Annotated in this window: 12 protein-coding genes; 6 read left to right on the top strand and 6 right to left on the bottom strand. The window is 72.8% G+C overall.

Annotation, left to right across the window (positions count from 1 at the left end):
• Positions 1-8: 8 nt before the first annotated feature.
• Positions 9-1,439, bottom strand: coding sequence for an MFS transporter (locus ACSYGO_RS17230; protein WP_426680559.1), 1,431 nt, complete (start codon positions 1,437-1,439; stop codon positions 9-11).
• A gap of 101 nt (positions 1,440-1,540) precedes the next feature.
• Between ACSYGO_RS17230 and ACSYGO_RS17225 the strand changes: the two genes are divergently transcribed.
• Together ACSYGO_RS17225 and ACSYGO_RS17220 are read left to right on the top strand one after the other, a co-directional pair.
• The gene (locus ACSYGO_RS17225; protein ID WP_426680558.1) at positions 1,541-2,620 is read left to right on the top strand and encodes a helix-turn-helix transcriptional regulator; all 1,080 of its coding nucleotides are present in this window, start codon (positions 1,541-1,543) and stop codon (positions 2,618-2,620) included.
• A gap of 148 nt (positions 2,621-2,768) precedes the next feature.
• On the top strand, positions 2,769-3,941 hold the full coding sequence (locus ACSYGO_RS17220) for a barstar family protein (protein ID WP_460387006.1): 1,173 nt from the start codon (positions 2,769-2,771) through the stop codon (positions 3,939-3,941).
• Here the strand turns inward: ACSYGO_RS17220 and ACSYGO_RS17215 are convergent.
• Positions 3,938-5,392: an MFS transporter gene (locus ACSYGO_RS17215; RefSeq protein WP_432173431.1), complete on the bottom strand. Its 1,455-nt coding sequence runs from the start codon at positions 5,390-5,392 to the stop codon at positions 3,938-3,940. The genes ACSYGO_RS17220 and ACSYGO_RS17215 overlap by 4 nt on opposite strands.
• A gap of 119 nt (positions 5,393-5,511) precedes the next feature.
• Between ACSYGO_RS17215 and dusB the strand changes: the two genes are divergently transcribed.
• Entirely contained in the window at positions 5,512-6,663 is a 1,152-nt protein-coding gene (gene dusB, locus ACSYGO_RS17210; RefSeq protein ID WP_432173432.1) for a tRNA dihydrouridine synthase DusB, read from the top strand.
• Between the two features lie 34 nt (positions 6,664-6,697).
• Here the strand turns inward: dusB and ACSYGO_RS17205 are convergent, their stop codons facing one another.
• Together ACSYGO_RS17205 and ACSYGO_RS17200 are read right to left on the bottom strand one after the other, a co-directional pair.
• Positions 6,698-8,635 (bottom strand): amylo-alpha-1,6-glucosidase, encoded by a 1,938-nt coding sequence (locus ACSYGO_RS17205; RefSeq protein WP_426680554.1) that lies wholly within the window; start codon positions 8,633-8,635, stop codon positions 6,698-6,700.
• Positions 8,632-10,317: an MGH1-like glycoside hydrolase domain-containing protein gene (locus tag ACSYGO_RS17200; RefSeq protein ID WP_426680553.1), complete on the bottom strand. Its 1,686-nt coding sequence runs from the start codon at positions 10,315-10,317 to the stop codon at positions 8,632-8,634. The genes ACSYGO_RS17205 and ACSYGO_RS17200 overlap by 4 nt, the downstream gene beginning before the upstream one ends.
• Before the next feature lie 119 nt (positions 10,318-10,436).
• Here ACSYGO_RS17200 and ACSYGO_RS17195 point away from each other — a divergent pair, with 119 nt between their 5' ends.
• The 3 genes from ACSYGO_RS17195 to ACSYGO_RS17185 all read left to right on the top strand — a co-directional run bounded on the left by ACSYGO_RS17195 (position 10,437) and on the right by ACSYGO_RS17185 (position 15,959).
• Complete coding sequence (locus tag ACSYGO_RS17195; protein WP_426680552.1) at positions 10,437-11,681, top strand: ROK family transcriptional regulator; 1,245 nt, start codon at positions 10,437-10,439, stop codon at positions 11,679-11,681.
• 406 nt (positions 11,682-12,087) lie between these two features.
• On the top strand, positions 12,088-14,829 hold the full coding sequence (ppdK, locus tag ACSYGO_RS17190) for a pyruvate, phosphate dikinase (protein ID WP_426680551.1): 2,742 nt from the start codon (positions 12,088-12,090) through the stop codon (positions 14,827-14,829).
• Between the two features lie 194 nt (positions 14,830-15,023).
• Positions 15,024-15,959: an oxidoreductase gene (locus tag ACSYGO_RS17185; protein WP_432173434.1), complete on the top strand. Its 936-nt coding sequence runs from the start codon at positions 15,024-15,026 to the stop codon at positions 15,957-15,959.
• Positions 15,960-16,187: 228 nt separating this feature from the next.
• Here the strand turns inward: ACSYGO_RS17185 and ACSYGO_RS17180 are convergent, their stop codons facing one another.
• A complete protein-coding gene (locus ACSYGO_RS17180; protein WP_460387005.1) occupies positions 16,188-16,967 on the bottom strand; it encodes an SDR family NAD(P)-dependent oxidoreductase in 780 nt (259 codons plus the stop codon).
• A gap of 72 nt (positions 16,968-17,039) precedes the next feature.
• Entirely contained in the window at positions 17,040-17,624 is a 585-nt protein-coding gene (locus ACSYGO_RS17175; RefSeq protein WP_435223056.1) for a TetR/AcrR family transcriptional regulator, read from the bottom strand.
• Positions 17,625-17,667: the final 43 nt, after the last annotated feature.

Raw genomic sequence — 17,667 nt, 5'->3', positions numbered from 1 at the left:
CTTCGGGGTCAGCTGATCGTGCGCGGCAGGCGGAGGCTCAGCGCTGTGGTCAGGGCCACGCCCGCGAGTTGGACCAGGAGCGTGGTCACCACGGCGTCCCGCATGCCGTGCGAGGGGACCAGGGCCAGGAAGAGGGAGCCCAGGGTGGCGACACCCAGGGCGAGGGCCGACTGCTGGGTGGTGATCATGACTCCGCTGCCGACGCCGGCCCGGGCGGGCGGCACCTCGGAGAGGATGATCCGGAAGATGACCGGCAGCTGGAGGGCCTGGCCTGCGCCCGCCACCGCCGCGCCGGGCAGCAGTTCCCGCACGCCGAGGTCCGGCCACGACCGCCAGGCGGCCAGCGCCAGCAGCGTTACGCCCACCGCCTGGACGATGCCGCCGACGGTGACGACACGGGTGCCGTGCCGGGCGACCAGCCGGGGCCCGCACAGGGAGACGGCGAGAAAGACGACGGCCATGGGCGCGAGGGCGAGCCCCGCGGGCACCGGACCGAGGCCCGCACCGCGCTGCAACGCCACCGCGATCACGAACATGAAGCCGCTGAAGCCGATCGAGAACGGCACGATCATCACCAGGCCGCGGCGCAGCGACGTCAGCTCGAACAGGCTCGGCGGAACCAGCGGCGTACGGCCGCTCCGGTCCTTGCGGCGTTCGACCAGATAGAACGCCGCCGCCGCGAGCGGGAACAGGGCCAGCGACAGCCAGGTCCACAACGGCCAGCCCGCCGCCCGGCCCTCGGTCAGCGGAGCGAGCAGGGCGAGCAGGGACACCGCGAGCAGGACCGTGCCCAGGGTGTCGACCGGCTCCGGGTGCTGCGAGCGGGTCTCCGGTACGGCGCGCGCGGCGAGGACCAGGCCGACGATCACGACGGGCACGTTCACGAGGAACACCGAGCGCCAGCCCGTGCCCGCGATGTCCGCGGCGACCAGGACACCGCCGAGGATCTGCCCGGCGACCATGGAGAGCCCGGCCGTGGCTCCGTACAGGCCCATCGCCTTGGCGCGGCGCGGCCCGCTGGTCGCCGACTGGATGGTCGCGAGGACCTGCGGCAGCATCGCGGCGGACGCCGCGCCCTGCGCGACGCGTGCCGCGACCAGCGTCCAGGCGGAGGGCGCGAGCCCGCACGCGAGGGACGTCAGGCCGAAGGCGGCCATGCCGCCGAGGAAGAACTGCCGCCGGCCGAAGAGGTCGCCGAGGCGTCCGCCCAGGACGAGGAGGACGGCGTAGGCGACCCCGTAGCCGGCGACGACGAGTTCGAGGACGGCCTCGCCCGCGTTCAGGTCACGGCCGATGGTCGGCAGGGCGACGTTGACGATGAAGAAGTCGATGAGGGGCAGTGCCGCACCGAGCAGCACGGTGAAGAGCCCGAGGCCGCCGAGCACGGGTGGGGCGACTCGGGAGCCGGTCGGGGTTGTGAGAGTTCCGGTATCGGTCACGTCCCTCAGCCTTCTCCCCGCCTCAGGCTGGTACCAGAGTGTTCTTATCCTGGTAGAAGCACTACCTGGAAACAGGTTCCGGTGAGGCTCAGGCTGGAGGCATGACGACGATGGTGTGGGAGACGACCACGACCCCGGCCCCGCGGGCAGCACACCCGGCCCCGGCCGCGCGGGCCGGGACACCGGCCCGCACCCCGGCCGACGCGCCGGCTCCCGCCCCGGCCGGACGGGCCCGCCCCCCGGCCGCCGCACCGCGGCCGGGACCGGACGCCCCCGCCGCGGACCGGCCCTCCGCCACCGCCGCACCCCGCGGCAGCGAGATCAGGCGTCACGAACTCGCCGGCTTCCTGCGCAGCCGACGCGAACGCATCCCGCCGGAGCAGGTCGGACTGCCCCGCGGCCGGCGCCGGCGCACCCCGGGACTGCGCCGCGAGGAGGTCGCGCAGCTCTCCGCCGTGGGCGTCACCTGGTACACGTGGCTCGAACAGGCGAGAGACATCCAGGTCTCCGAGCAGGTCCTCGACGCGCTGGCCCGCACCCTGCTGCTGGACGCGAGCGAGCGTGCCCACCTCTTCCAGCTGGCGGGCGCCGTGGATCCCTCGCCCGCCGCGCAGTGCCCGACGATCACCCCGGCGCTGCGGCACATGCTGACCCAGCTGGAGCCGGTCCCCGCCTGCATCCAGAACAGCCGGTACGACATCCTCGCGTACAACAGGACGTACGCCCGCCTGCTGATGAGCGACCTCGACGCGGTGCCGCCCGAGGACCGCAACTGCATGATCCTCGTCTACACGAACGCCGAGTGGCGCAGGTCGATCGTGCAGCTCGACGACGCGATGCGCATGATGGCCGCGAAGCTGCGCGGCTCGATGGCCGGACACCTCGGCGAGCCCGCCTGGAAGATGCTGGTCAAGCGGCTGACGACGGAATCCGCGGAGTTCCGTGAGCACTGGGAGCGGTACGAGGTGGTGGGCGGCGCCCGCAGCAGGACCAAGCAGTTCCTCAACCCGTACGTGGGGCTGGTCACCGTCGACCACACCGACCTGTGGCTCGCCCCCGACCTGGGGGCCCGCATGGTGACGTACGTCCCGACGGACGAGGAGAGCCGCGAGCGGCTGGAGCGGCTGCACGCCCTGGCGTCGGCGGACGGGAATCCGGAGCGGGACGCCCGGTCCGCGTGACGTCGGGCCCGTGTGACGGCCGCCCGCGCCGACCGGTCACGGCCCCCGTCGCCGTACGCCGGCCCGGTCGGGGAGGTGGTGCCCGGCCTATGATCGGCGCGGCCGTCGGAGGCCGGAGAGGCGAGGGGTCGTGCACGAGGACGGTTCATTGCGTGAGGTCGCCTGGAGGCGGGATCTGCCCCTGCGCTTCGCGCTCGTCAGCGAGGAGTGGGACGGCGAGCAGACGGTCTGGGCGCGGTGCGTCGACATCGAGGGGCTGTTCCAGGACTGGGCCGCCTTCCGGGAGCGGCTGACCCTCCTCGACTGCGCGCCCACCGGTCGGCTTCTCAAGGCCGCCGAGCGCTGCGCCGCGCAGCGGACGCCCGTCCCCTTCGGCGATCTGAGCCTGGTGGTGAGCGATCTGGACGCCGAGGATCCGTACGACAACGACCACTGCGCGTTCGAGGAAGCCGTCGTCGTCGACAGCAGGCCAGGCACCGGGGACTCCGCACGGTTCGACCTCGTCGTCGAGTGCGTGGTCACCGAGCAGCCGCGCTCCTGGCGCAAGGAGCCCGCGAGAGCCGAGATCACCCTGCTCAACGGCACCAGCGGAGGTTCGTTCGGGCGCTGCGGGCGGGTGGCGGGCCTGTACGGAGCCCGGCCGGACCCCGCCCGCCGGCCCGTACGGCTCATCGGCTGTGAGCCCTCGCCGGAACTGAGGCACCGGATGGTCCACCGCCGTCACGGCGGGGACAGCCTGCAGCTCTGGCTCCTCGACCGCACGGGCCGGCCGGCCCCGGTCCGGGAGCACATCGCGGTGGACGTCGACGAGTGCCGCCCCTCCACGCTCGGCGGTGCGCTGATCGATGTGACGCTCAAGGGCGGGCTCTTCCGCCGCCTGCCCTTCCCGCCCGCGGTCCGGCCGGTGTGGGAGGCCTGGTACGAAGGCCCGCCCGCGGTGCGCAACGCATGGGCGCGCTTCCCGGCCGAGGGGCGCAGCGAGTGGCTGCGGTTCACCGAGGTGTGCCCTGGCCCCGAGGAGCCCGGCACGGTGTGCGAGCTGGACGGGCGGTACGTCACCGACGTGCCGGGCCTGCACTGCGCGATCGGCGAGGCGGTCGGCGGCCCGGGGTACGCGTGGCACCAGTGCTGGAACGCGCTGCGCGGCTGCCAGTGCCGCGGCGAAGCGCCCCGCGCGCCCTTCACGCTCGTGTGGCACCACGCGGACGTGGCCCGGCAGGCCCTGGCGGGCGTCCGCGTGGACAGGGACGGCGAGGTCGACTACTTCGAGGCGGTGGTGCCGTTCCTGGAGCGGCTGGGCGTCACCGTGGTGCTGCGCTAGGCGCGTACGCCCGCCGGGTCCCGTACCTCCGGGGCGTCCTCCGACACCAGCCGCGCGGCCGTGTCCTCGGCCGTCCTGCGGGCCCAGCGTCCGCTGGTCAGCGCGCCGAGGACGAGGACCGCGAGGCCGCATGCGGCGATGATCCACCAGCCGGGCCGGGCGGCCGACACGAACGTGTCCCGGTAGGCCGCCCCCTGCACCCCCGACGCCAGCACGGCGCCGACCACGGCGACCCCGAGGGTGCCGCCGATCTGGCGGCTGGTCGAGGCGACGGCGGCGGCGACGCCCGCCTGGGAGCGGGGCATGCCGGAGACGGCGGTGTTGGTGATGGGGGCGTTGACGAAACCGAAGCCGATCCCGAACAGGACGTAGCCGACGACGAGCGTGACGTTCGACGTCTCCGCCTCGAAGGCCGCGAACAGGACGCCGCTCGCGGACATCGCCACGCCGGCGATCAGCAGCGGCAGGCGCGGCCCCCGGCTGCCGACCACCCGTCCCGAGACAGGGGCGCAGACGAAGCACAGGGCGGCCATCGGCAGCATCCACAGACCGGCGTGCAACGCGTCCAGACCGCGCACGTTCTGCAGGTAGAGCGTCGACAGGAAGAGGAAGCCGCTGAGCGCGGCGAACGCGCTGACGGCTATGACCGTGGCCCCGCTGAACGGCGCGGAGCGGAAGAAGCGCAGATCGATGAGGGGTTCGGCCCGTCGCGGCTCGAACCACAGGAGGCCGAGCAGCGCGGCCACGGCGACCGCGCCGAAGGCGAGGGTCTTCGGGGCGCCGGAGCTGGGCGCCTCGATGATCGCGTACGTCAGCGAGCCGAGCAGCGCGATGACCAGCAGCTGTCCGAGCGGGTCGGGGCGGCGGGCCTTCGGCGCGCGGGACTCGGGGACGAAGCGCAGGGTGAGCAGCAGCGCCGCGAGGCCGACCGGGAGATTGATCCAGAAGATCGAGCGCCAGCCGACCGAGTCGACGAGGAGGCCGCCGACCAGGGGGCCGGCGGCCATGGAGATGCCGACGACACCGCCCCACGCGCCGATCGCGCGGGCGCGCTCGCGCGGGTCGGTGAAGGTGTTGGTGATGATCGACATCGCCACCGGGTTGAGCATCGAACCGCCGACCGCCTGCACCATGCGGAAGACGACGAGGGATTCGAGGTTCGGGGCGAGGGAGCACAGGACCGAACCGAGAGTGAAGATCACCAGGCCCGCGGTGAAGACCTTGCGGCGGCCGATGCGGTCGGCGGTCGAGCCCGCGAGCATCAGCAGCGAGGCGAGGACCAGGGTGTAGGCGTCGATGGTCCACTGCAGGCCCGCGACGTCGGCGTGCAGTTCCCGCTGCATCGAGGGGAGGGCGACGTTCAGGACCGTGTTGTCCAGGCTCACGATCAGCAGGCTCATGCAGCAGATCGCGAGCACCAGCATCCGGTGGCGGTGGCTGAGCTCGGGCATCCACCCAGCGTACGCCGTTTTCAATAGTGCGTCTAACTAATGACCGGTACACGATCTTGGCCGCGGGGTGAGACCGGATCCCCGTACGAGCATCCGCCGGCGTACGCGACAATGGGGGAATGTCCACGCCCACCCTCGCCCCCGCGTCCCCCCTGTCGATCGGCCCCCACACGGTGCAGCCGCCCGTCGTCCTGGCGCCCATGGCCGGGATCACGAACGCGCCGTTCCGCACCCTGTGCCGCGAGTTCAGCGGCGGCAAGGGCCTGTTCGTCAGCGAGATGATCACCACGCGGGCGCTGGTCGAGCGCAACGAGAAGACCATGCAGCTGATCCACTTCGACGCGACCGAGAAGCCGCGCTCGATCCAGCTGTACGGCGTGGACCCCGCCACCGTCGGCAAGGCCGTCCGCATGATCGCGGAGGAGAACCTCGCCGACCACATCGACCTGAACTTCGGCTGCCCGGTCCCGAAGGTGACCCGCAAGGGCGGCGGCTCCGCCCTCCCGTACAAGCGGAACCTGCTGCGGGCGATCCTGCGCGAGGCCGTCACCGGCGCGGGCGACCTCCCGGTCACCATGAAGATGCGCAAGGGCATCGACGACGACCACATCACCTTCCTGGACGCCGGGCGGATCGCCGTCGAGGAAGGCGTCACGGCGATCGCGCTGCACGGCCGGACCGCCGCACAGCACTACGGCGGCACGGCGGACTGGGACGCCATCGCCCGCCTGAAGGAGCACGTGCCGGAGATCCCCGTGCTCGGCAACGGCGACATCTGGTCCGCCGAGGACGCGCTCCGGATGGTCCGCGAGACCGGCTGCGACGGCGTCGTCGTGGGCCGCGGCTGCCTCGGCCGGCCCTGGCTGTTCGGCGACCTGGTGGCCGCCTTCGAGGGGCGCGCGGAGTTCGCCCGGCCGACGCTGCGCGAGGTCCGGGACGTCATGGTCCGCCACGCGACCCTGCTCGGTGAGTGGATCGGTGACGAGGCCCGCGGTGTCATCGACTTCCGCAAGCACGTCGCCTGGTACCTGAAGGGCTTCGCGGTCGGCTCCGAGATGCGCAAGCGCCTCGCGATCACCTCGTCGCTCACCGAACTCTCCGAAGGACTCGCCGAGCTGGACCTCGACCAGCCCTGGCCCGCCGGCGCGGACGGGCCCCGCGGCCGCACCTCCGGCAACAACAGGGTCGTCCTGCCGGACGGCTGGCTGAAGGACCCGTACGACTGCGCGGGGATCAGCGAGGACGCGGAACTGGACACGTCCGGGGGCTGACCCGGTCCGTGCGCCCGGGCCGGCACGGCCCGCGCTACGCACCTCCCACGGCGGTGAGCAGCGCCAGCGGAGCCGCCGCCGACCTCGACTCCCGTACGCACGCGTGCGGGTAGGGCACCGGCTCGCGGTGCGTGTCACGGCCGTAGCCGGCGAGGACCTCGGGGAGCCGGTGCCCGGCGGCGGTGGCCGCGTCGACCAGTCCGTGCGCGACCGTGCGGGCCTCGTCGTGCAGGCCGTAGCGGGCCAGCCCCAGCGTGATCAGCGCGTTGTCGTGCGGCCAGACCGAACCGCGGTGGTACGACATCGGGTGGTACGCGGGCTGTCCCGCGGCCAGCGTGCGCACGCCCCAGCCCGAGAAGAAGTCCGGTTCGAGGAGGCGGCGGCCCACCAGCTCGCCGTACTCCTTGTCCAGCAGACCGGACCACAGGAGATGGCCCGCGTCCGAGGCGAGCGCGTCGACGTGCCGGCCGTCGCCGTCCAGCGCCAGCGCGGGGAAGCCGTGCTCGGACATCCAGAAGTCCCGCTGGAAACGGTCGCGCAGATCGGCGGCGGCCTGTTCGAGCAGGGCCGCGTAGACCTCGTCGTCCCAGACCGTGCGCGCCAGCTGCGCGGTCCGGCGCAGGGCGTCGTACGCGTACCCCTGCGCGCCCGCCGCCATCACCGGGCCGGTGGGGCGGCTGCCGTCGGCCGAGCAGATCGCCCCCGGCGAGTCCTTCCAGTTCTGGTTGGCGAGGCCGCCCCCGTCCGCGCGGTAGACGAGATAGCCGCGCGAGGTCAGACCGCCGTGGTCGAGCATCCAGCCGATCGCCGCACGGGCGTTGGCCTCCAGGCGGCGGGCCGGCGCCATGTCGCCGGTCTGCTCCGTGTACGCGCCGAGCAGCACCAGGAACAGCGGAGTCGCGTCGACCGATCCGTAGTACCGCCCGTACGGCACCTGCCCGAAGTGCGCCAGTTCGCCGTGCCGCACCTCGTGCACGATCTTGCCGGGCTGGGCCACCGCGCCGGCGCCCGTCTCCGTCGCCTGGGTCGCGGCGAGCGCGGGCAGCGTGGCGGCGGCGAGCCCGGGACGGTACGGCAGGGCGAAGAGTGAGGTCAGCAGGGCGTCCCGGCCCAGCAGGGTGAGGAACCACGGGACTCCGGCCGCGGGCACCCGCAGCTCCTCGCCGTCCGGGCCCGTCGCCGGGACCTGGAGCACGGCCAGGTCGGACAGGCCTCGCGCGCAGGCCGCGGCCAGCTCCGGCCAGCCGGTCGGGAAGGGCACCCCCTCCGCGAACTCTCCTTCGAGTTCCAGCAGTTGCTCATTGACGGCGGCGGGGGACAGCGGCACGCGCGGTGCCACGACGGCGCCGTGCGGACGGGCGGCGACGCGCAGCGCCAGCTCCGCCGAACCGTGCGGTTCGAGTTCGAGCGTCCACACGAGGCGGCGGGCTCCCGTGCCCGTCTCCTCCACACCGTCCGGCGCGGGCTCGGAGGTGACCGTCGTACAGGACCGCCACTCACCGCGCCGGTAGCTGAACTCCACCCCGTCGTCGAGGACCTGACGCTGCCGCACCACGCCCGTCTTCGCGTATGTGCGGTGGTCGGAGCGCAGTTCGAACTGGTCGGTGAAGTCGGCGTCCGCGGTGACCGCGATACGGACCGTGGTGGGCGTCGGACGGTTGCTGGTGACGCGCAGCGCCTCCACGAACGCGCCCTCGGAGACCGCCTGTTCGCGGAAGAGCGTGCAGGCGGGCGGCTCCGTGCGCCCGCCGCGCGGCACCAGCACGCACCGCGCCGTGTCGCCGTCCGCCACCGGCGTGAGCGCCTCGGGCACCGCGCCGTCGACGGTCAGCTGCCAGCGGCTGAGGTGCCGGGCGTCCCGGACGAACAGCCCGTCCGGCGAACTGCCGCCCCGCACGCCGCTGATGTCCCCGCCGTCGCCCACGGCGGCGAACGTCCCACCGTGCACGAGCAGATGATGCCGGTCCGTCATCCCCGGTCCCCTCCCTTGGCGCCCGTGTCGCATGCGCTGTGTGTCGTCGTGTCGTGTGGTGACGCGCCCTGTGTCCTGTCGAACGCGTCGCGGCCCGCCGGGGACACGCATCGGTCCGCCCCGAAGGGGTCGTGCAGCAGGTCGAGCGTCAGCGCGGCCGTCCAGCTGAAGCCGAGCGCTCCACAGGCCGCGCCGGTGTACGGGTCCACGTACTCCGCGAATCCGGACTCCTGAGCCGTGTCGAGCAGCGCGGCCCGCAGACCGTCCGCCCGCGCGTGCTCCCCGTGCAGCCGCAGGCCGCGTTCCAGTAGCCAGTTGGTGTTGAACCAGGCCGGTCCGCGCCAGTACCGGTGCGGGTCGAACGCGTCCCCCGCGAGGTCGTAGCTCGGTACGAGCCGGGTGTCGCCGCCGAGTCCGAAGTGCGGGCCGCTCGCCGTGCGGACCAGCGCGGCGGCGATCTCGCGCGGCAGCGCGGGCAGGACGATCGGCAGCAGCCCGGCGACACTGCGTTCGCGGATCAGCGCTCCACCGGGAGAGCGCCGCTCCGCGCCGTGGGCGCCGCTCCGTGAACGCTGCTCCGTGCCGTGAGCACTCCTCGGAGACCGTCGCTCCGTGTCGTGAGCACCGCTCTCGCCCCCGTCGTGCACGTCCCGGCAGAAGAACATGCCCGCCACCGGGTCCCACAGCCGCTCCACCAGGGCCGCGGTGAGGCGTTCGGCGCGGGCGTGCCGGGCCGTGCCCGCCGCGCCCAGCTCCTGCGCGATGCACGCCAGCGCGTGCTCGGAGGCGATCAGCAGTGCGTTGAACGCGGGGTCCTCGACGGCGAACGCGCCGCCCCCGTCCGCGTATCCGCCGTCCCGGTAGTCGGCGGCCAGGCGCACGTACCGCCCGTAGTCGAGATCGGTCGGCCGGTCCTCGGCGGCCCCGTGGTCGAGGTCGGCGCGGCGGAAGGAGCGGGCCGGCGCCGGGGTGACCCGGCTGAGCGGGGCGTCCCAGCAGGGGCTGTTGTCCATGCCCTGCTCCCAGGGGTGGACCACGGAGGCGAGGCCGCCGCCCCCCAGGTCCCTGCGGTGCAGGAGATAGCGGTGCCAGGCCGCGAGACGGGGATACATCCGGGGGAGGAACGCCCGCGCCCACGACAGGCCCGGGTCCGCGCGGTGCACCAGCCAGACGGCGAGCGCGTGCACCGGTGGCTGCACGATGCCCGACGTCTGTACGGTGCGCGGGGCGCCCGCAGCGCGCCCCGCGGTCGAGGAGCGCCAGAAGTCGGGGCTCGGGAAGTACGCGTCCAGCGGGACGGAGGGGTTGAAGACGATGTGCGGGACGCGTCCGTCGGCCCACTGGGCGCCGAGCAGGGTCTCCAACTCCGTCTGGGCGCGCAGCGGGGACAGGTGGCGCAGGCCGATCGCGATGAACGCGGAGTCCCAGGACCACTGGTGCGGGTACAGGCCGCGCGAGGGCACCGTGGACGTGCCGGTCCAGTTGTCGTCGAGGACGCGGGCGGCCCTGAGGTGCAGGGAAGCGGCCGGCCCGGCAGGGTCGTATACAAGTGGTCCGGACCGGGAGATTCCGCCCGTGCCGGGCGGGACCGGCGGGCCGGAGGCGGGTGCGGGAGTGCCGGAGGTGTGCAGGGGGGTGGCGGTCCCCGTGCGCAGGGCGGTGAGCTGGGTTGTGCGGTCCACTCAGGTCTCCCCGAAGACGTCCGGCCGACCGGTTCGGCAGTGGCTACCGTAGGGTTACGTCTATTTAACACGCAAAACTCAATATGTAATGCAGAGTTGAGGAACGCAAGGGGGTGCGCATGACGGGAAGGGCAGGGAGAACCGTGAAGGCCTCACATCAGGCGAGCGCCGGAGATCTGCTCGAACTGGTGCGCAGCGGCCGGGCCACCACACGGGGTGCGCTCCAGCAGGCCACCGGTCTGTCCCGCGCCACGGTCGGCCAGCGGCTCGACCGGCTCTTCCGCGCGGGCTGGCTGCGTGAGGGCGCCGGCGGTCCGGTCGACTCGCCCCTCGGGGGCCGCCCCTCCATCACCCTGGAGTTCGACGACGAGCACGCCGTCGTCCTGGCCGCCGACCTCGACACCCGGCACGGCAGGGCGGCCCTCCTCACGCTGACCGGGGAGATCCTCGCCGAGCGGACCGGCGTCCTGGTGGTCGACGAGGGCCCGGAGGCGGTCCTGGACGAACTGGGGCGCTGGTTCGCCGGCCTGCTGGAGGAGGCCGGGCAGCGCGCGGACGCGGTGTGCGGCATCGGCCTCGCGGTGCCGGGTCCGGTCGACAGCGACACCGGCCGCGTGGTGCAGCCGCCGATCATGCCGGGCTGGGACGGCTACGACACAAGGGGCCGGCTGGGCCGTGCCTTCGCCGAACACGCCGGCCCCCGCACGGCCCCGGGCGGGGGCCGTACGGCGGTCCCCGTCCTCGTGGACAACGACGCCAATCTCATGGCGTACGGCGAACAGCGCACCGGCTATCCGGACTGCTCGGCGTTCGCCCTGGTCAAGGTCTCCACCGGGATAGGCGCGGGCATGGTCGTGGGCGGCGGCATCTACCGCGGTGTCGACGGGGGAGCGGGCGACATCGGGCACATCCGGGTGGGCGCCGACGCGCTGTGCCGGTGCGGCTCGTACGGCTGCCTGGCCGCCGTCGCGAGCGGTGGCGCGGTGGCGCGCCGGCTCGCCGAGGCGGGAGTCCCCGCCGCGTCCGGCTCGGATGTGCGGGCCCTGCTGGCGGCCGGACACCCCGAGGCGATGGCGCTCGCGCGGGAGGCGGGACGGCAGGTCGGCGACGTCCTCGCCACCGTGGTGACGCTGCTCAACCCCGGCGTACTGATGATCGCCGGCGATTTGGCCGGAACTCCCTTCCTCACGGGCGTGCGTGAGCTCCTCTATCAGCGGGCACTGCCCCGTTCCACCGCTCATCTGGACGTGGTGACCTCGCGGCTCGGTGAGCGGGCGGGGCTGGTGGGGGCCGGTGCGCTGGTCGTGGAGCACCTGTACGCGCCGGAGCGGGCCGAGGAGCGGCTGGCCGCGCTCGGTGTGTGACCACCGTGTGTCGTGTCCGCGAACCGGTCCGCATGGTGAAATCCGGACGTCCTCACCGGCGTGATTCTCGCCACCCTTGATAGGGGTGCCGCTCAGATGAGCGGATCTTGGGCGGCTGCACTTCCCTAAGGGGTGGCACTCAGTGCCACCCCTTGATCGTTCATCGATTAAACTCAGGCGTGCTGAAGCCCGCTCATGTGAGCGCTCATGAGGTATCATGGGGGATCATGCGTTCAAGAAGTGAAAACATCCTGGCCTCGGCGCTTGCCAAGCTTTGACTTTCGATCTGCTGGCGGACGAGTGGTTACAGGCGCATGACGCACAAGTGGACGTACCCAGGCGCCTTCGATCTGGGTATGTTCCTCGCCGTCAGGGCAGCCACCGCGACGTCGAGGAGTCGAGACGCGTGTCGGAAAACAAGGATCTTCACGTAGCCGAGAACGGCGTCGAAGGCGTGAAGTTCGTTTATGACTTCACCGAGGGCAACAAGGACCTCAAGGACCTCCTCGGCGGCAAGGGTGCAAACCTCGCCGAGATGACCAACCTGGGTCTTCCCGTCCCTCCGGGTTTCACGATCACGACCGAGGCGTGCAAGACGTACCTCGACAGTGGCGAGGAGCCCGCGGCACTGCGTGACGAGGTGAGTGCACACCTCGAAGCCCTCGAGGCGAAGATGGGCAAGAAGCTCGGCCAGGCCGACAACCCGCTGCTCGTGTCCGTCCGCTCCGGGGCGAAGTTCTCGATGCCGGGCATGATGGACACCGTCCTGAACATCGGCCTCTCCGACAAGTCGGTCCAGGGCCTCGCCAAGCAGGCCGGCGACGACCGCTTCGCGTGGGACTCGTACCGCCGCCTCATCCAGATGTTCGGCAAGACGGTCCTCGGTGTGGACGGTGAGCTCTTCGAGGAGGCGCTGGACGCCGCGAAGGACGCCAAGAAGGTCACGGTCGACACCGACCTCGAGGCGGCCGACCTGAAGAAGCTCGTCACCAAGTTCAAGAAGATCGTCAAGACCGAGGCCGGCCGCGACTTCCCGCAGGACCCGCGCGAGCAGATGGACCTCGCCATCAAGGCGGTCTTCGACTCGTGGAACGGCGACCGCGCGAAGCTGTACCGCCGCCAGGAGCGCATCCCGCACGACCTGGGCACCGCCGTCAACATCTGTTCCATGGTCTTCGGCAACCTGGGCCCGGACTCCGGCACCGGCGTCGCCTTCACCCGTGACCCCGCCAGCGGCCACCAGGGCGTGTACGGCGACTACCTGCAGAACGCGCAGGGCGAGGACGTCGTCGCGGGCATCCGCAACACGGTCCCGCTCGCCGAGCTGGAGTCGATCGACAAGAAGTCGTACGACCAGCTGATGCAGATCATGGAGACCCTGGAGAACCACTACAAGGATCTCTGCGACATCGAGTTCACCATCGAGCGCGGCCAGCTGTGGATGCTGCAGACCCGCGTCGGCAAGCGCACGGCGGGCGCGGCCTTCCGCATCGCCACGCAGCTGGTGGACCAGGGCCTGATCGACGAGGCCGAGGCGCTGCAGCGCGTCACCGGCGCCCAGCTCGCCCAGCTGATGTTCCCGCGCTTCGACGAGCACGCGAAGGTCGAGCAGGTCGGCCGGGGCATCGCGGCCTCGCCGGGTGCGGCGGTCGGCAAGGCGGTCTTCGACTCGTACACCGCCGTGAAGTGGTCGCGTTCCGGGGAGAAGGTCATCCTGGTCCGCCGGGAGACCAACCCCGACGACCTCGACGGCATGATCGCGGCCGAGGGCATCCTGACCTCGCGCGGCGGCAAGACCTCGCACGCGGCCGTCGTCGCCCGCGGCATGGGCAAGACCTGTGTCTGCGGCGCCGAGGAGCTGGAGGTCGACACCAAGCGCCGCCGGATGACCGTGCCCGGGGGGCACGTCGTCGAGGAGGGCGACCTCATCTCGATCGACGGCTCCAGCGGCAAGGTGTACCTCGGTGAGGTGCCCGTCGTCCCGTCCCCGGTCGTCGAGTACTTCGAGGGCCGGATGCACGCCGGCGCCCACGACGCCGACGAGCTGGTCGAGGCCGTGCACCGGATCATGGCCTTCGCCGACCGCAAGCGCAGCCTGCGCGTCCGTGCCAACGCCGACAACGCCGAGGACGCGCTGCGCGCCCGTCGCTTCGGCGCCCAGGGCATCGGCCTGTGCCGCACCGAGCACATGTTCCTCGGCGACCGGCGTGAGCTGGTCGAGCGGCTGATCCTGGCCGACACGGACGCCGAGCGCGAGGAGTCCCTCAAGGCGCTGCTCCCGCTGCAGAAGCAGGACTTCGTCGAGCTGTTCTCCGCGATGGACGGCCTGCCCGTCACCGTCCGGCTGCTCGACCCGCCGCTGCACGAGTTCCTGCCCGACATCACCGAGCTGTCGGTGCGCGTCGCGCTCGCCGAGTCCCGCAAGGACCCGCACGAGAACGAGCTGCGGCTGCTCCAGGCCGTGCACCGCCTGCACGAGCAGAACCCGATGCTGGGCCTGCGCGGCGTGCGCCTCGGCCTGGTCATCCCCGGTCTGTTCACGATGCAGGTCAGGGCGATCGCGGAGGCCGCCGCCGAGCGCAAGAACGCCAAGGGCGACCCGCGCGCCGAGATCATGATCCCGCTCGTCGGCACCGTCCAGGAGCTGGAGATCGTCCGCGAGGAGGCCGACCAGGTCATCGCCGAGGTGGAGGCGGCGACGGGTACGGAGCTGAAGCTCGCCATCGGCACGATGATCGAGCTGCCGCGCGCCGCGCTGACCGCCGGTCAGATCGCCGAGGCTGCCGAGTTCTTCTCCTTCGGCACCAACGACCTCACGCAGACCGTGTGGGGCTTCAGCCGGGACGACGTGGAGGCCTCCTTCTTCACGGCATACCTGGAGAAGGGCATCTTCGGGGTCTCCCCCTTCGAGACGATCGACAGGGACGGCGTCGGCTCCCTGGTGAAGTCCGCCGTCAAGGCCGGCCGCGAGACGCGCCCCGACCTGAAGCTCGGCGTCTGCGGCGAGCACGGCGGCGACCCGGAGTCGGTCCACTTCTTCCACGAGGTCGGGCTCGACTACGTCTCCTGCTCGCCGTTCCGGATCCCGGTGGCGCGCCTGGAGGCGGGGCGCGCGGCCTCCTCCTCGAAGGGCAGCGACCACCGCTAGGGCCTGTCCCGGCCCCGGGACCGCCGTCGGTCCCCGACCCTCACCGACGGCGGTGGTCCCGGTGCACGAAGAGAGGGCAGTACCCCTGTGCGGGGGGTGCCGCCCTCTCCGCCTGCCCGGGGACGGGACGGCGCGTACCGTGAGCGCGTGGACCGTGATCGTCGAGGGCGCGGGAACCGGAGAGGGAATCCGTCATGACCGGGTGGAACGCGGGCGACATCCCCGACCAGAGCGGGCGCACCGCCGTGGTCACCGGGGCCAACAGCGGCCTCGGCTTCGTGACCGCGCGGGAGCTGGCCCGGCGCGGCGCCCGGGTCGTCCTGGCCTGCCGGAGCGCGGAGCGCGGCACCGCGGCCCGCGAACGGCTCGTCTCGGAAGTGCCGGCGGCGGACGTGGAGTTCCTGCCGCTGGACCTCGGGGAGCTGGCCTCCGTCAGGGAGTTCGCCGCCGGGTACGCGGGCGCGTACGAGCGGCTCGACCTCCTCGTCAACAACGCCGGGGTCATGGCGCTGCCCGAGGGCCGCACCGGCGACGGCTTCGAGACCCAGTTCGGCGTCAACCACCTCGGGCACTTCGCGCTCACCGGGCTCCTGCTGCCCGCGCTGCTGCGCACGCCCGGCGCGCGGATCGTGACCGTGTCGAGCATGGTGCACGCGCTGGCGAACATCGACATCGACGACCTGGGCGGCGAGCGCGGCCGCTACCGCAAGTGGATCGCCTACGCCCGCTCCAAGACCGCCAACCTGCTGTTCACGCACGAGCTGGCGCGCCGCCTGGCCGCCGCCGGCTCGGACGTCGTCGCGGCCGCCGCGCACCCCGGTTACGCCTCCACCAACCTCCAGGCGGCCGGGCCCCGGCTGGAGGGCCGCAAGGGTGCCGAGCGGCTGATGGAGGCCGGCAACCGGCTCTTCGCGCAGAGCGCCGAGGCCGGAGCGCTGCCCTCGCTGTACGCCGCCACCGCGCCCCGGGTGGCGCCCGACTCCTTCACGGGCCCGTCGCTGGCGATGTGGCGGGGCGCGCCCGCGCCGTCGTGGCGGGCACCGTGGACCCGCGACGACCGGGCGGGGGAGCGCCTCTGGGCCGCCTCGGAGCGGCTGACGGGCGTCACCTACGACGCGATCGGGGTGTGACACCCCCGGCCGCGGGAACCGCCCCGCGGCCGGGACGGCGCCTCGGACCGCGCCCTGCCGAGCCCGCGCCCTGTCGACGGCTCGCGCTCTGCCGACGGCCCGCGCCCGGATGACGATCCGCGCCCGGGTGACGGCCCGCGTCGGGACGACGGGCCGGGGCGCGCGGCACACCTGGCCCGCGGCCGGTCGGTGGGCCGGGACCGGCCGCGGGCCAGGACGTGCCCTCGGTCAGAGCGAGCCGCCGCCGTCGAGCACCAGGTCCGTGCCGACCGTCGAGGCCGCGTCGTCCGAGGCCAGATACAGGATCGCCGCGGCCGCCTCCTCGGTCCGCGCCACCCGGCCGAGCGGCAGGTCGTGCCGCAGCCGCTCCGCGCGTCCCGCCTCGGTCTCACCGGGACGCAGCGACATGGTGGTGGCGGTGGCGCCCGGGCTGACGACGTTGATGCGGACGCCCTCCCGGATGTGGTCCAGGGCGGCACCGCGGCTGAGCGCGGTCACGGCGGCCTTGGTCGCGGAGTAGGCGGCGGCACCCGGGGAGGCCGTGTGCGCGCCGAACGTGGAGGAGACGTTGACGATCGCGCCGCCCGACGGCTGGGTCCGCATCCGGGCGATCTCGGCCCGCAGGGCCAGGAACACGCCGGTGACGTTGATGCCGAGCTGGGCGTGCCAGTCGTCCTCCGCCAGGTCGGCCAGGGGCCGGCCGCCGCGGAAGACCCCCGCGTTGTTGACCGCCACGTCGAGCGAGCCGAAGTGTTCCACGGCCGCCCGGACCAGCTCCTCCGCGTCGGCGGCGCGGGAGACGTCCGCCGTCACCGCGAGGGCCTTGCCGCCCTGCTCCTCGATCAGCCCGACGGTCTCGGCCAGGGGCATTGCCCGCCGTCCGGCCACGACGACCCGGGCGCCCTCAGCGGCGAGGGCGAGCGCCGTGGTGCGGCCGATGCCGGACCCGGCGCCCGTGACGAGGGCGGTCCGGCCGGTGAAGCGGCTGCCGGTGCTCCGAGTGATCATGATCTCCCCTTTTTTGACCGATCGTTTCAATATGAGGACGAGAAAAAGGCCCTCCGGTGGAGGGCGCGGAATTCAGTCGAGCAGGGCCAGGGCCTGCTCCGCCGCGTCCCGGACGCGGGCCGGGTCCGACGAGGCCTTGCCGACCACCCGCAGGCCCTGCATCAGGACCAGGAGCATGCGGGCCAGGGCGAGCGGATCACGGCCGGGGGGCAGTTCGCCCTGGGCCCGGGCGCGCACCAGCGCGGTGTGCAGGACGGTCTCCAGCTGGTCCCAGTTGCGCTCGACACGCCGGGCGGACGCCGGGTCGTGCGGGGCGAGTTCGGCCGCCGTGTTGGTGACCAGGCAGCCGCTGCGGCGCAGCTCCTCATGGGCGGCCTCGGTCGCGTAGCTCCGCACGACCGCCCGGACGGCCGGCAGTGCGGGGCCCGGCTGGGACAGCTCCCCGACGATCCGGGTGAGTCCTGTCTGCTCGTACCGGTCGAACGCCTTCAGGTACAGCTCGTGCTTGCTGCCGAACGTCGCGTACAGGCTCGCCCGGCCGATGCCGAGGTGCTCGACCAGGTCGGCCATCGAGGTCGCCTCGTAGCCGCGCCGCCAGAACAGCTCCAGGGCTGCCCGCAGCGCGGCGTCCGGGTCGAACTCCTTGGTCCTGGCCATGCAGGTGACCGTAAGTCATTCAAGAACGATCGGTCAAGAAGGG

This window comes from Streptomyces krungchingensis (genome assembly GCF_054729265.1).
The sequence above is the reverse complement of the archived record's forward strand: the minus strand, read 5'-3'. Positions and strand labels throughout refer to the sequence as shown.

Excerpts from the sequence above, each read along its gene's own strand:
- ACSYGO_RS17205 (WP_426680554.1), bottom strand. The coding sequence starts at position 8,635 with ATGACGGACCGGCATCATCTGCTCGTGCACGGTGGGACGTTCGCCGCC.
- ACSYGO_RS17180 (WP_460387005.1), bottom strand. The coding sequence starts at position 16,967 with ATGATCACTCGGAGCACCGGCAGCCGCTTCACCGGCCGGACCGCCCTC.
- ACSYGO_RS17195 (WP_426680552.1), top strand. The coding sequence starts at position 10,437 with ATGACGGGAAGGGCAGGGAGAACCGTGAAGGCCTCACATCAGGCGAGC.
- ACSYGO_RS17185 (WP_432173434.1), top strand. The coding sequence starts at position 15,024 with ATGACCGGGTGGAACGCGGGCGACATCCCCGACCAGAGCGGGCGCACC.
- dusB (WP_432173432.1), top strand. The coding sequence starts at position 5,512 with ATGTCCACGCCCACCCTCGCCCCCGCGTCCCCCCTGTCGATCGGCCCC.
- ACSYGO_RS17175 (WP_435223056.1), bottom strand. The coding sequence starts at position 17,624 with ATGGCCAGGACCAAGGAGTTCGACCCGGACGCCGCGCTGCGGGCAGCC.
- ACSYGO_RS17225 (WP_426680558.1), top strand. The coding sequence starts at position 1,541 with ATGACGACGATGGTGTGGGAGACGACCACGACCCCGGCCCCGCGGGCA.
- ACSYGO_RS17215 (WP_432173431.1), bottom strand. The coding sequence starts at position 5,392 with ATGCCCGAGCTCAGCCACCGCCACCGGATGCTGGTGCTCGCGATCTGC.